The organism is Rhizobium sp. BK491 (genome assembly GCF_014194925.1).
GTDB lineage: Bacteria > Pseudomonadota > Alphaproteobacteria > Rhizobiales > Rhizobiaceae > Rhizobium.
On the sequence record NZ_JACIAR010000026.1, the window covers coordinates 1 to 15,101 of the forward strand.

Here is a 15,101-nt window from a genome sequence, read left to right on the forward strand (position 1 = left end):
ACAAGCTTGGCCGCACGCAGCAGGTCACTGCGCCCCGCCGGCTTCGACAAAGCGAGATCGCGGGCCAGGACATCCGGGTTCGAGGCGATGCGGAAATAGCCGGCAATCGCCGCGACCGCCGCAAGGCCGCTGTCTGGGCGTCTTACATCGTCCACTGGTGTGGCCGAGGGTAAAGGCGGCTCAATGGTGACTGTTTGGTCCATCTTGGTTGGGATCTCGCGGACGTTTCCTTGCAATCAATGTGGCGGATGCCAAAGCGTTCGCTCGTCTACTGTTGGCAGTGGTGGATTTGGGCCGTAGCTGAAGGTGTACTTCGTCCTATGATCGGGAAACGGTCCGAACACGATTTCCGTCTGCAGAAATTTTCCGTCTGCTGCGTCGATCAATGCCCTTACATCCATGGTATGATCGGGGATAAAACGCCTATAGGTATAGGCCATAACGGTAGCTGATCCGATGTGGTCGGTTCCGACGAAACGGCAGTCGTAAATGGCAGGTCTGCCATCAACAATCACAGGCACGATCCTGCGCGTGCCGACCTCCCAAGGACCATTACGATTACGTGAGTAGACTTTGCTGCCGGAATACAAAGTGTCGTAGTAGTAAGACCTGCCGCTATCGATGTAGGTAACCGCAGCACTCACTTGCATCTGCTGGGCCTCGTTTTGTTGGTCGATAGCATTTCGGATTGGTTGGCAGGCGTCAGTAGAAGCATGCGCGTTCCCACAGACCAGTGCCGTCAATGCGATCGCGGGCAGGAAAATGCTTGAAATCTTCATCGCGAGCACATGGCGTTTTGCTCTAATAGTCGCATCCTCGCGTTTCACATCAGCACCATCTATTAGAAACCTGACGATTTATGATGCTGCCGATGGGATTCTACCAGGCGGGAACCAGAAATCCGTAACGCTCTCGCAATGCTCGCGGTCAAAACGCGGCTTCGGGTGAACTGAACGTAGTCGTCGTAGGGTATGGCACCCTTGGCGTAGGCGGTGAGGATGCGACGGCAATATTCAAAACGGACGTTGGCCGGCGTCACGTTCATCAGCTTGGAAAGCTTCTCCTGAACCTCCGGCGTAATGCCGGAGTGGCTGCAGTGCTCGATGTTCCAGTTGAGGGCCGCAGGATTGCTCAGCATGTTCTTGTCGTATTCATAACCACCCTTGGTCGTCACAGGGTCAGCGTTTGCCGAAACAGAACAGGCAGCCATAGTAATTGCGGTAAAAATCACACGATAGTTTTTCATTCCGATCTCTTTGGCTTGACGCCGACATGCCGCACCGGCGCTGGATCGGCCTATCGGCATTGATTGCATTCACGGTAGGTTGATCTGGAAACACGCCTGCCGGTTAGGGGCGGCAGGCGTGCTCACATTTGCCGACTATCACGCTGCATTCTGCTTCGGGATCGCCGGCTGATAGGCGAGCGTGGCGTCTCCCACCAGATAATGCGATGTGCCATCGCTCGTCTGGTAGGAGCTCGTGCCAGTGATCGCCGATCCATCCGAGAAGGACTGGCTGCCGTCTGTCGTCGAAAGAAGGTTGATGAGCTTGATCCCAGCTTCCGACATGGTCTGCAGTTCGCCATCGTCGACGACACCATTCTGGTTGGCATCGCGCCAGACGCGGAACTCGCTCCAGCGATCATCGCTGGCATCGAGCACATTGTCGTGGTTGCTATCGAAGGCTAGACGCAGACCGTCGAGGTCGGATACCGAGCCACCATTGGCCGCCACCTGATCGGGCGTTGCCCATTCCGAGAAGGCAAGCTCCTTCGACTGATCGATCTTGCCTTCTGGACCCGCCTGGCCGTCCTCCCCAAGATCGATTGCGAGGAAGCCGTCTTGGGACCCAACCCAGGCAGTACCATCGCGCGCACCGTCACCGTTCCAGTCGAAGGTCACGGACGAGCCGGTGGCGAGCGCATTGGTGTCGAGCGGCCGCAGGTCAATGTGGCCGTCGCCGTTCAGATCGAGAAGGACCGGGCCATGTCCATAATGCTGCGCCGGCCATTGATCGACCATTATATAGGGATTTTGATGTCCGCCGCCTTGGTAGGCATAACGCTGCCAGGCGGTGTTCTTGCCCGAGCTATCATATTGGTAGTTTGTATAACCACCGTCATCATTGTAGGAGGTCGCGCTGTTAATAACACTATTGACGAAGTTTTGTACTAAACTCGTCCAGGGTTGGTTGTTATTCACATCATAGGTCGTGACGGTGTATTTTCCGTTCGTATCCGAATAATTCGTATCCGATATCAATTTTCCGGAGGATGTATAGGCATCAGCGATCTGTGACCAGCTTTGAGTATTGCTTGGATCATAAGCATAGAGAATTTTGCTACCGTCATCATAAATGACGTTCTGATTGGTCATCTGGCCTCCGGTGTTGAACGACTGGTCGATCTCGGACCATGATTGGGCGTTAGTCGGATCCCAGAACCAGATTCCCTTAGTGCCATTATCATAATAGGCGACCTGCGAAACGAGTTGGCCGTTTGTGTTAAAATTTTGATCGAGCCGGTTCCAACTCTGCGCGTTGGTTGGATCATAGGTGATGGTGGTATGTGAGCCATCATCATTATTCTGCTCGGTATAGTCCGCCTGACCAGCGCTATTGAAATGCTGCGCATAACGCCACCAAGATTGCGTGTTGCTAACGTCAAAACTGTATACGCCGCTCGATCCGTCATCCATGTAGTCGTTCTCTTGGAACATCCGACCGGCGGCATCGTAGTATTTTATGATACGCGACCAACTTGCAGCGTTTCCGGCATCATATGTATCGACACTATGGGTTCCATCATCATTATTCTGCCAGATGAGCGTGATCTTCCCTGCGGCGTTATATTCCTGATCGATGTTCGCCCATGGCTGGCTGTTGCTCGGATCGAAGCTATGAACTGTGTGAGATCCATCGTCGATATAAGTGGTTTCCGCCAGGAGTTGGCCTGCGGCGTTGAAGGCGTCGTCCTTCCGAGTCCACGGCTGGGAATTAGTCGCGTCGTAGTCAATGCTGCCTGTGCGGACGCCCCCGGCGTTAAAGAAATCGACATGTTGCTGGGCACCAGTCGGTGTGTAGAAGGTGATCTCCGTTCGGGTGCCGTCGTCGTTGAACTGCTTCTCTAAGGTCTTCTTGCCAGATGCGTCGAAGGATTGCTCGACACGGCTCCAGGGATTGGCATTCAGTGGATCGTAAAGGACGGCCGAGGTCGGAATGCCGGCCTTGTTGGCGTTGATGACACTCAATACCTGCCCACCGGCGGCATTGTAGTTTGTGGTAACCGAGCTGCCGTCGGCGGCGATCACCACCTGCGAGGTTTTCTGACCCTGCCCGTTGCTAGTCACGCGCAGAGTCAGGCTACCCATCGCCGAAACGGTGTCGACGACCGTCTGCGTTACCGCGCTGCTGGCGTTGAGATCGACCTTCGTCAGCGTGATCGAGCCATCATTGTGGATGACGGAAGTTTCTGTGTGATCGATCACGCCGTCGTTGTTGGTATCCTTGCTCAGGACCGTGATCAGGCCATCCGTGCTGGTCGTGATCGTGCCCTTGGCAATCACTGCGCCGCTAGAATTCGTCTCCGTGACGGTGGCCACTGTCGAGCCATCGGCCTGAAGCTGCGACTGCATGACGACCTCAAAGGTGCCATTGCCGTCATAATCATACTTCACCGTTTTCGTGCGGCCATCGGCGGAACTGTCAGTCTCGACCTTGGCGGCGATCGCCTGCTTCCAGTAGACCTTGCCGGCCTGAAGATAATTCGTCTTCTGGGCGGTGGCATTGTTGGTAACGATCGAGATGGCCGCACCAGTGGTGTCGGCGGTGAGCGTCTCGACCTGATCGACGGTGCCGTCACCATCGACATCCTTGGAGGTAGTCCGAACCATGCCGTCCGCAGATTGCTGGGTCGTCGTCTTCGAAGCGAGCTTGCCGCTTGTCAAATCCGTATCGGAGATGACCGTGGTCTTGCTGCCATCGGCATTGTTGGTATTGACCGTGACACGGCGGCGATCGACCGTGCCGTTGCTATCCAGGTCCCAATCGGTGTTGGTCTGGAGGCCATCCGCCGTTGTGATGGTCGTCGAATTATCGGCCTTCACGCCGGCAGACTTATAATCCGTGACAGTTTGCGTCACGACACCGGAGTCTGCCGTGACCGTCTGCTGATGTTGATCGATGACACCATCGCCGTTGGCATCGCGATCGATCTTCACCGTCTTCTTGTCGGCGCTGGTGAGCGTGATCGTCTTGTCGATCAGCTTGCCGGACGCATCCGTGGTCGTGACGGTCTCGCGCTTGGCGCCGTCGCCGAGGATCTCCACCGTATCGCTGATCGTCTGGGTCGCAAGCCCGGTGCGCTGTTCGTTGGTCGAAACGACCAGACCGTCAGCATTCGTCGTCGTCACGAACTTCGAGATCAGCGAACCATCTGCCTTGGTGGTCGACACCGTGCGCGTCCGGGTTCCATCGGTATTGATTACGGTGACATCCGTCGAGGTCTGGGCATAGGTGCCAGCTCCCGTCGGATCCGATTGCGAGGTGATCGACAGGCCGTTGGCGCTGGTGGTGGTCAGATAGCGGCTGGTCAGCGTCGCCCCGGTGAAATAGCTGACGGTCTCAGTACGCGAACCATCGGCATTCAGAACGGTCACGTCGGTGCGGCTCTTGGTGAAGGTACCGGAGCCGGTCTGGTCCCATTTCGTCGTCACCGTCAGCCCATCGGCGGAAGTATCGATCTGGGTTACGGCGCTCAGCACGAGCGAACCGGTAACATTGACGGTATAGGTCTTTTCGACGGTCGTCTTGCTGCCATCAGCATTCAGCGTCGTCAGGTCCGAGACAGTCTTGTTGGCGGCCCCGTTTCCATCGGTGTGGTAGCTGACCAATGTATTGAAGCCGCCGGCACCCGTCGTTACCGTCTTCGAATGCGCCACGGCACCCGCCGACGTCAGGTCGGACGAAGTCTGCGTCACGCTTCCATCGGCATTCTTCGTCGTGACGGACTTTTGATCCACGACGCCGTTCCCGTCGATATCGTAGGTGACCGTGACCGTCTTGCCGTCGCCACTCGTCGTGGTCGTCGTCTTGTTGGAGATCACGCCGCTATTGGTGACGACCTCGGTTGTCGAGCCATCCGCGCCGAGCGTGGTGACATCGGTCGTCGTCCTGACCGCCGAAAGAACGATCGAGGGATTGGCAATCGCCCATGCTTGCGCGCCTGCGGCAGTGTGCGCTTGCCCCTCGGCCGAATCCGCGCATTGCTGGGCAAGTTGCGCACGCGTGGCGCCGGCCGCGATCTGAGACACCCAACCCTCAGCGGCACCTGCTTCAGGTGCCCGCCCCAAGGCGTTTTGATACATCAGGGTCGCGAATTGCAGATCCGTGAGCGTACCGTACTTTTGCGCGAATTCGAGTGAGCCGATGAGCTCAGCCATGATCTGAATGGCCGTCGTGCCCGCTTTGAGCTTTGTTGTATAAGTGGTAAAACCGGCGGCATCCGGATCGCGGCCGAATGCGGCGTGGTAGAGACGGTAGAGCTCGTTACGGATTGTCGCTCCGGTCAGATCGTCAGACACGACGGTTGTCTTGCTCAAGCCGCTGGCGGCGGTCGTAACCGTTGTCAGTTCCACCGGAGCTGCGTTGGTCGAACGCGAGAAAGCTTCGCTGCGGGAGCCATCGGCATTCAAGGTCGTGACATCGCTGAGCGCCTGCTCGAAGGTGCCGTCGCCATCCATGTCGGATTTTGTCGTGACCGACAGACCATTGGCCGCCGTCGTGGTGACTGTGCGGCTGGAAAGCGTCGTCGTGCTGGTCTTATAGGTCTCGACGGTCTTGGTCGTCAGCCCCGTCGCATCGAGGACGCTTGTGGTCTTCACATCGAACTTACCATCACCATCGAGATCGACCTGGCTCGTCACCGTCTTGCCGTCCGACGTCGCGGAGTTGGAGGTCTTCGACAGAAGCGTCCCACTGGCCGTAGCGACGGAATCCACCAGTGAGGTTGAACCGTCGGCATTCAGTGTCTTCGTGGCAGTTTCGGTTCGATCGACCGTGCCGTTGCCGTCATAATCGTAGGAGGTCGTCGTCACCAAGCCATTGGCGCTGGCCATTACCTTCGTCTGGTCGGTGAGAGAGGTCCCGGCATAATCCGATGTCGTGGTCGTCTTCGAACTGTCATTGTTGAGGGCAGTCGCCTTCACCGTCTTGGTGTCAACAATGCCATCGCCGTTGATATCCTTTTGCACGGTGATTGTGAGGCCATTGCCCGAGGTGATGGTCGTCACTTTGTCGAGCAGAGCGCCCGTATTGCTCTTGTCCGTCACCGTTTCGGTGCGGCTGCCATCGGCATTGATGACGGTCTGATCGACGGTGGTCACATCGACCGTGCCATCGCCATTCAGATCATCCGCGGTGGTCGTCCTCAGCTTGTCGGCGCTGACGGTCACTACGGTCTTGCGGTGGAGAGCACCGTCCGCACTGGCCTGTATCGTGGTCGTCGCCTGACTGCCGTCCGCGGCGATGATCTGGGCCGAGGCGGTGTCGATATGACCATCGCCGTCGACATCCTTCGTCACCGACGTCGTCTTGCGATCGGCGCTGACCGTCGTCACCGTCTGGCTCAAGAGGGTTCCGTTGCCGCTTTTCGCCGTGACCGTTTCCGTGCGTGCGCCGGCGTTGAGGGTGATCACATCGGTAACCGTCTGATCGAACGTCCCATCGCCATTGAGATCGGACTGTACCGATTGCGTCAGGCTGTCGGCCGAGGTGGTCGTCACCGTCTGGCCGATCAAGGTGCCATTGCCGCTCTTGGTGGTGACCGTCTCGGTCCTGGCGCCTCCAGTGGCCGCAATAATGGCATCGGTCGTCACGCTCTCATAGTAGCCATCGGCATTGACATCATTGTAGATCGTCTTGGACAACCCATCGGCACTGGTCATCGTCACTACTCTAGAAACTCCCGTGCCATTCGGGTTGGTAGTACTATCAACTTCTGTGATTGTCCCATCGCTAGCGACAACAATTTGCGTAGACTTCTCGACAGCCCCATCGCCATTGGCATCAACGGCGATGTACTTGCTCTTGCCGTCGGCGCCGGTGACGGTGGCGCTCCGCGACAGGAGGACGCCGCTGGCGCTGGTGTCCTGAATCATCTCCGTCCGCGAGCCATCGGCCGCAACAGTCGTCACGTCGGAATGGATGAGATCGGCAACACCGTCGCCGGTCACGTCAGATGAAGTCGTCGTCGACAGGCCGCTTGCGGCCGCGACCGTCGTCACCTTGCTTCTGGCCGAATTATCGCCGTTGGTGATGGTTACCACGGTTGTCACGTCGCCATTGGCGGCAATCGTCGTCTGGGTCAGATCGCGCTCGTCGATCGTGCCGTTGCCGTCGAGATCGCTGGTCACGGTCTTGGTGTGCCGGTCGGCGCTGGTGGCGGTCGTGACGCTCGACAGCAAGGTGCCGTTCGAGCTGTTGTTCGCCACCGTTCGAGTGCGCGAGCCATCGCCGGCAACAACCGTGGCATCGGAAACGACCTCGTCATAGACTCCATCGCCGTTGATATCGGTCTTCGTCGTCTTAGTCAGGCCGTCGGCGCTGGACAGAACCTGCACCTGGCTCAGCACCGCTCCGGAGACACTCAGCACTTTCTTCGTCGTGCTCGTCGAACCATCGGCATTGGTGATGAAGATCTGGCTCTGGTCGGCCTTGCCATCGCCGTCCTGATCAATGGTCGTCGTGATCGTATTGTGGTCGGCGCTGGTGACAGTCGTCGTGCTGTTGAGAACAGAGCCATCGGCGTTGAAATTCGTGACGGCCCGTGTGCGGACGCCGGAAGCGACCGTCGTGACATCCGTCTGCGAGCGGTCATAGGTGCCGTTGCCGTCGTCATCGAATTGGGTCAATACGCTGTTGCCTTCGGCGCTGGTCGTCACCAGATCCTGGAAAGCCAGGCTGCCGTCGGCATTGTAGGCCTGAATCGTATTCGTCTTCGATTGGTCGGCATTGGTGACCACGGTCGAATTGACAATATAGCCGTTGGAATCGCTGGCCAGAACGGCGTCGCCAACCGCACCGGTCGAACCGTCGGACTTCGTATAGGTCGTCGTCCCGGTAATGGCCGAGCCGTCGCTAAAACTCTGGCCACTGCCCTTCGGTGTCAGGTCGATCGAGGTGATCCCGAGCGAATCCAGCGACACCAGTTGGCCATTGACCATGACCTTGAACTTCGACCATTGCGCATCGCCGGCATCGAGCTTGCCGTTACCATTGGTGTCGAAGACGTCCTTAAGCGCCTCGAGGTCGCCTGTCGCCGTGGGGTCCCATTGCGTGAACTCGAACTCCTTCGAGCTACTGATCTTGCCGTCGCCATCGGCGTCGAACACCAGGACGCCCGTGCCGTTGCCTGCCCAAGCCATCCGATGCTGGTAGCCGTCGCCGTTCAAATTCACGAATTGCGATGAAGTTGCGAGCGTGTTGAGGTTCAGGCCATTGCCGGAGATGTCAAGAAGAACGGGACCGATCTCCGAACCATAGTCGCCACCGTTTCTGGTACTATCGCTGGCATCATCAGAGCCTCCCCAGTTGTTATACCCCGAATAGCCCCCAATATGGTCATCCGCAGACTTACCCGCGTGATCTTCTGTCGCGCTGTGCGATGACGAATAGCCTCCGATATTATCATCCGCGGACTTGCCGGCATGATCCTCCGTCGCACTATGGGATGATGAATAGCCTCCTCCAATATTGTCATCCGCGGACTTCCCCGCATGATCTTCTGTCGCACTGTGGGAAGCGCTGCCATAATAACCGCCATTAGGTGAACCATCGTACCCAAGGTCATTAAGAAGTCCCCCGTAATACGGTTCAAAGTTCGCTGTGGGCGCCGTTGGCGCTACCGGAACATCTGGAACATTGGGCATGAAGCCGAAATCCCAGGAGGAACTGTCGACCGGCGTGACCGGAGTTGGAGGAACTGGATCAACAGGGGTATAGGATACAGGACCAACGCTATCCGGCGTTGGTGGGTTCAGCGCGAGATCAAGGTTAAATGGACCGGAGTAAGGCGCAACAGGAGGAGCTACAGCGACAACGGGAGTGGCTTCGTCAACGAGTTGGTCATAAATTTGTATCCTATACGCTTGAGGAGCGAGTAAATTGTTGAATACAGCTGCTATCTGTGGAAGTGGCTTCAATATTCCGGGTATAGCCTTAACTGGCGGCAAACTGCCCTGTACAGCAACATAAAATGCACCGGCAGCCGGTCCAACTTCCTGAGGGTAGCCAACATCTATCGTTACGAATGATGGACCGTAGATACCGCCAATAGGGTAGGATTTAACAGCCTTTTCTCCAGTCACCGGATCTGGCCCATATACATTCAAAGTAGCTGGCGGAGTCCAGTTCGCAAATGCTCCGGGAAGAGAAATAGCGAGAGTAAAAGTGGCGGTTTTAGTTTGCGTGCTAGTGAAGAAGCCCTGAGAAATATAAGACGAGTTTCCAATGTAGTTGGTTTTACTCAGTTCACTTGACCAATCTAGCGAACTGAAAGAGTTGAAATCTGGATTGCTACTCACCAACCCGTTTTGTGATTGTCCCATGTTATTCCTCCGAATCTTTATCTTGGTCTGTTTTCTTGAAATTCATTTTCATTATGCTAATCCTCCCGGAAATGAGCTTGTAAAAAAAAACAATAAATATTATTGCCAAAACAATAGCTTCTAATAAATAAAAAGCTCCGTTGACGTAATCTATAAGCTCCATGTATTTCCCCGCAATCATAGAAGAAGTTTTTTGGAATACATTGCGAACCACTTTTGAATTAATGAGATAATTCTGACGCCGACTCCGGGGTATATTTAGCCACGGTTTTAATATGGCTCTTTAAACCAGCGAAAGCTGCCGAAAACTGGATCCGTAATTGGATACGAAGCCCAGCGTATCAGTATCATTAAAACTGCCCGAAAGATCGGAGCCAGACTTGCTGCCTGCGGAAGGACTCACACCCACATCATCACCCATTTTCATTCTCCCAAATGTTAGTTCCGGTTCTTGTTGCGATTGTAAAAGAATGCGGGGAAAATTCATTCCCCTTCATTACGCAATAGAATATATAAATATAAGAGCAGCCGACGATGTACATCACGATGTTATTGCTAAATGTACAGACAGCTATATAGCAAAATGCGAATAGAAAAGCTAATAACACGAGGCGAATTAGCTTTTCACGCAGAGAAATAACTCGAAGTGACCTATGCTCTTCTACTTCTTTCATCTTCAAGATCTTTCGACATAACCAATTTCCTACCGCCCGGCTTTCCAGTTAGTCATGCCTTCATCATTGCGGTCCACACAGAGCTAACCGTTCAAGCCGTTAACCAGCTGCCGGCCGCGCCCTGCCGCTTTACCCACTCACACCTGCAATCTCATTCAAATTTCTTGCGATCGCGCGACGCCGACATATAGTAGCTATGAACCGCAACATAGACGGCGCCTAATCCCTCCAGATTCTAACGAAATTAGCACATCTGCTCTACGTATACGCGCGTTTTTTTCATTTGCAATAATGGACCCTTGAAGAATGAGCGAAATAAGCGAAAATGATCTCGATATATCCGAAATGCGCTCGGATTATCCAGAAGGCGAACCGGCGCTTGCGGCACGATGCGTCGCGGCGCTGCTGACACGGCACGGCATTCCCAAGTACCGTTTTGCCGTCACCGTCTCCGAAATCCTCGGCCTTTCTTACTCGGCTGGAAACCGTCGCCTGACGACCAATGCCTCCTGGTCGCTTGAGGAATTGAAGCGTGTCGCCGAGCATTTTGGCGAGACGTTGCAGGAACTCGTCACTTCAGAAAATGCAGATGCCCTTGTCGACGCCTCCATCGTCATCAACAACCACATCGTGCCCTGCCGCATCCGCCTGGGTACTATCGTTGGTCAGGTGTCGCCGGGCACGCTGATAGCCGCCGAGATCGATGGATCGTGGCGGGTCATGCCGGCAGACGCCAGATCGATCATACCGGCCCATATCGTTACCCGTCTGCTGATCGAACCGACTGCCTCACGGCGCCGGGTTGCCATTCTGGACGATCACGCCGATACCGCCAAGACAATCGTACAGTATATGGAGACGGCGGGGTTTGATGCCGTCGCCTTCAGCGACCCCCAAGCCCTTTACGATCAGACCGATTTCGACGCTTATGTCTTGGATTGGATCATCGAACGGGATGCGCGGCGCCAGACGGCACTGGAACTGGTCGAGAATATCCGCGCGCGTAACGCGCTTTGCCCGATCATCATCCTGACCGGTCAGATCAGGACCGGGAATGTCGACGAGGAGAACATCGCCGCTGCTTTGGCGCAGTACAATCTGAAGTTTTTCACCAAGCCAGCAAGCATGCCAATCCTCATCGCCGCCTTGAACGCCAGCTTCAAAACTGCATGATCGTCCGCAATTGCTGCTGCCGTATCGGCTTGCTCAGCATGGCATCGAAGAGTGACGGGGTCTGCCTGGAGCCAGCATTGGCGGCTGAGATGGCGACGAGCTTTGGCTTGTAGCCCAAATTCGTTTTCCGGATCTGGGCGGCAAGCTCGGGTCCGGTCATGACCGGCATGTCGAGATCGATGAAGATCACCGAATAGGCATGTGCAGCGGCATAGTTCAGTGCCGCCATGCCGGAGGATGCTACGTCGGTTGCAAAACCAAGCTCTTCGAGCACCGCCGAAAAGCCTTTCAGGAGGTCAGGATGGTCGTCAACGACCAGCACCCGTTTCTGATCGCCATTCGCTCCCTGCGAGTGTCCCTCCGCGTGGACTGCGGGAATTGACAGGTCAAACAGGCTGCCGCCCTCGGGCGGACGGCTGACCGTCATTCGCGCGCCAAGCTGACGCAACAGGGTTTGGACCACCGATAGACCGATGCCGCGGCCGGCGCCAAGGCTCAAAGGACCCTTCGCATCCACGCCGCTCTCAAGCATCCTCGACGGCAGGCCTGGTCCTGTATCGGTCACGCGCAGGGAAAGTTCGCCAGCCTTCTCATCAAATGGCGCAAGATCGACCTGGACAAAACCGGATGTCGTATATTTCACTGCATTCGAAACGAGATTGTGTAACAGCTGCGCAATGCGCTCACTGTCCGCCACCACGAAAATCGGTTCATTCGGACTTATCTGCCGCAGCTGCAAATGCTTTGCCTGCGCCATCTCCCGGTAATTTTCCAGCACCTCGCGGACGAGCTCTCCAGCTTCGAATACGCCGGGCTGCAGTTCTATATATCCCGTTTGCGCTCGAGCCAGCGTCAGCATGTCGCGAAGCTGGACCGCCAGGCTATTTGCCGCCCGGCGAATTCGCGCCGTCAATTCGCTCCGCGCCTTTATATCCTGAGGACGCTCCAGGATATCCAGCGCCGAAACGATGACCTGAAGCGGCGTTCTGAGTTCATGGCTGACCATGGCGAGGAATGAGATCTTGTCTTCGACAGCCGCCTCGGCAGCCGCTATTGCACGTGTCCTTGCGGCAATCGCCAGCCAATAAAAGATTGAAATGATAATGAAGGACAGGATTGCACAAAACAGCAGGCCGGCAATTACCAGGATGATGACATGCCCTGCCTGAATCGTCTGGAAAGCCTTTTCCTTCAACTGGCTGTCCCGATCCATCGCCGCCTTGGAGACTCTGTCCACGACAAAGGCCATTTCCTCCAGCTTCGGCAACAATGCCTGGGCATCGGCTGACGAAATATCGGGCTTGATTGCGGGCAGGACCTCTGTCGCGAATTTTTCCAATGCGGCTCCATCCTCGGAAAAGCCCGGAAGCGTTTTAAAGCTATCGTTCAGCTGCGAGGGTCGCACGATAATATTGATGCCGGAAATCAGGACATCGATGTGAAACGAAAGCGCGTCTGGCTCGACGGCGGATCCATCGGCAATTGCTTTCAGGTCCAATCTGACGTCCTCAAGTTCCCTCAGCACCTGCGCTGTCGGCCAATAAGAAAAGGACGGATTTCTGCTGCTCGCGGAATCCCAGAGATCATAGGCAGCTCGAATGGCAGCCCAGTTGTAGCCGATTACTCCAAGGCATAGGACTACGATTAATGCGGGAATGCTAAACCATGCAACATGGAAAAACTTCATTCCACTTCGATCCCGCAGAGTTGCCACACCAGATATGATGCCGCGGCCGGCGTGTCCAATTGCTCCTTGAAACTGTCACGGGGGAACATGACGAAGACCGGTCCAAAATCTCTGATAGTCAACCGGGTGCCATTCTTGCTCACGGCAAGGATGGTGCCGTACTTCTCCAGATAATCGGCATCCACTTCCACGCTGAAATTATCAAGCGCAATGAGCCGCAGCTTCGTCCCTTTCGCATCAACCTCGCTCAGCACTTTACTGAGTAAGGGCCCCGCAAAATCGCTCTTGGGGGTCCACGCCGTTGACGTTGTCACCGTCGATTGCGGTAGACCGAGGAATTCGCGTTCCGACATCTCATAGGCATTACCCGCGGCGCCCGTTGTCTTTCCAATCTTGCCGGAGATCGTCAGGAAAACGTTCTGCGTGCATCCCTCCGGAATATGCGGACCTGCATTCGCCAATCCGGTACCCAACCAAAGCCCAATTACAATCAATGCGAATGCGCGAAACATCTTCCCAGACCTACCCAACCATTCCTGCAACCCCCACGCAGTCTGGCACAACTCCGGTCAATTTCGAAGGGTACCTCATTGCGATTGCGGCAGAATCTCATAAACACAAGCGCTCGCGAGCACTGTGCTTTTCCCGGCACCAACACCAAAAATTTGCGGGGCGCCCCATGACAGTTGGAGCACCGGCCCATATGCTCTCGCGGATTCTGCATCTTAAAGACGATATTTGCAGTGAGGCGCACTTAACGTGATCTCAGTTTATTGTGTTCTACGGTCGGGCGGCGAGTATAGGGCCGAGCACGTGGTGCGCCTGCAGGCGCAGGTGATGAAACATCTTCCGGGCGCCGATTTTCGCTGTCTCTGCGATATCGAAGTCGGCGGCGTCAAAACAATTCCGCTGGCATATGATTGGCCCGGCTGGTGGTCGAAGATGGAGCTGTTTCGGCAGGAGATATCTGGTGACATTCTCTTCATGGATCTCGACACCTCGATTGTCGGAGATCTTGCCGAGATAGCTTCAATCGGTCGGCTTGCCCTGATGCGCGATATTTATCGCCCGGAAGGTTTGCAGTCATCGATCATGTATCTGCCGGAGGCGGAACGCGTACCGATTTGGACCGAATGGGCCGATCGACCAAAGCATTGGATGGACCTTTATCGACAGGGCGGCGACCAGGCCTTTCTCGAGCGCTTCTGGCTCGATCACGCCGATAGATGGCAGGATGTGCTGCCCGGCCAGATCGTCTCGTGGAAATCGCATGTGCGCAAAGCGCACTACGATGACGAAAGCGGGGATGGCTCAATCCCAACCAACGCGCGCGTGGTGATTTTTCATGGCAAACCCCGCCCCTGGGATATTGGATGGTAGGTGGCTACTACCCGCTGTGGCGGGCCAAGCCCATTTATTGCAAACACAATAAATGCTTTTGAAGGGAATCGAACCGCTGCTTTCGTGTCGCATCCCACATTATCCATGACTTAGGCATCCTATATGGCGATCCTTCGAAGCATACTGCCGATTAAGCCTTCCTGAACCCCCGTTGTGTCATGACCTAGCAAAAGGTGACATACCGCAGCCGATGGCGAGACAGCCCGTATGACCCAGTTTCGTGACCCAGATCTCGCAGATCGCGCCTATATCGGCGCAACCGCTTACCATGCGATCAAACGCTACTTTGCGCATGCTGAAGGCCTGCCTGTGGGTTACGATTTTGAGACGCGTTACCGTGCTTATCTGGGAGAGGCGCTGGAAGCGCCAAACAGAAAAGCCTTTTCGCTTACCACAATGCGTTTCTTCGCTGGCCTGCGAAATGGCCATACCTCCTTTTGGGATGAGGAATTGACGCAGCAGACAGGACGGTTCTGTTGCAAAATTTGAGGTAGTCGCGTCGACCGATTGCCACGGCTGCTCAGAACGCGGCAGCCAGGCTCTCAACCTGATTAGAGATTGA

General features: G+C 55.7%; 9 protein-coding genes. 3 read left to right on the plus strand and 6 right to left on the minus strand.

Going from position 1 to position 15,101, the window contains the following annotated elements; genetic code table 11:
- Window positions 1-236: 236 nt before the first annotated feature.
- The 4 genes from FHX05_RS29725 to FHX05_RS29740 form a co-directional block, all read right to left on the minus strand.
- Window positions 237-827: a hypothetical protein gene (locus FHX05_RS29725; protein WP_183876415.1), complete on the minus strand. Its 591-nt coding sequence runs from the start codon at window positions 825-827 to the stop codon at window positions 237-239.
- A 14-nt stretch (window positions 828-841) separates the two neighbouring features.
- Window positions 842-1,246: a hypothetical protein gene (locus tag FHX05_RS29730; RefSeq protein WP_246699164.1), complete on the minus strand. Its 405-nt coding sequence runs from the start codon at window positions 1,244-1,246 to the stop codon at window positions 842-844.
- A gap of 138 nt (window positions 1,247-1,384) precedes the next feature.
- The gene (locus tag FHX05_RS29735; protein WP_246699165.1) at window positions 1,385-8,422 is read right to left on the minus strand and encodes a DUF4214 domain-containing protein; all 7,038 of its coding nucleotides are present in this window, start codon (window positions 8,420-8,422) and stop codon (window positions 1,385-1,387) included.
- A gap of 1,465 nt (window positions 8,423-9,887) precedes the next feature.
- Window positions 9,888-10,025 (minus strand): hypothetical protein, encoded by a 138-nt coding sequence (locus tag FHX05_RS29740; protein WP_183876419.1) that lies wholly within the window; start codon window positions 10,023-10,025, stop codon window positions 9,888-9,890.
- Between the two features lie 559 nt (window positions 10,026-10,584).
- Here FHX05_RS29740 and FHX05_RS29745 point away from each other — a divergent pair.
- Window positions 10,585-11,451: a helix-turn-helix domain-containing protein gene (locus FHX05_RS29745; protein ID WP_183876421.1), complete on the plus strand. Its 867-nt coding sequence runs from the start codon at window positions 10,585-10,587 to the stop codon at window positions 11,449-11,451.
- On the opposite strand, the gene FHX05_RS29750 is transcribed toward FHX05_RS29745, so the two are convergent.
- Both FHX05_RS29750 and FHX05_RS29755 read right to left on the minus strand, forming a co-directional pair.
- On the minus strand, window positions 11,438-12,949 hold the full coding sequence (locus tag FHX05_RS29750; RefSeq protein ID WP_183876423.1) for a hybrid sensor histidine kinase/response regulator: 1,512 nt from the start codon (window positions 12,947-12,949) through the stop codon (window positions 11,438-11,440). The genes FHX05_RS29745 and FHX05_RS29750 overlap by 14 nt on opposite strands.
- A gap of 185 nt (window positions 12,950-13,134) precedes the next feature.
- On the minus strand, window positions 13,135-13,650 hold the full coding sequence (locus tag FHX05_RS29755) for an oxidoreductase (protein WP_112339029.1): 516 nt from the start codon (window positions 13,648-13,650) through the stop codon (window positions 13,135-13,137).
- A 472-nt stretch (window positions 13,651-14,122) separates the two neighbouring features.
- Here FHX05_RS29755 and FHX05_RS29760 point away from each other — a divergent pair, with 472 nt between their 5' ends.
- A complete protein-coding gene (locus tag FHX05_RS29760; RefSeq protein WP_246699166.1) occupies window positions 14,123-14,518 on the plus strand; it encodes a hypothetical protein in 396 nt (131 codons plus the stop codon).
- A 228-nt stretch (window positions 14,519-14,746) separates the two neighbouring features.
- Entirely contained in the window at window positions 14,747-15,028 is a 282-nt protein-coding gene (locus FHX05_RS29765) for a hypothetical protein (RefSeq protein ID WP_246699167.1), read from the plus strand.
- Window positions 15,029-15,101 lie beyond the last annotated feature (73 nt).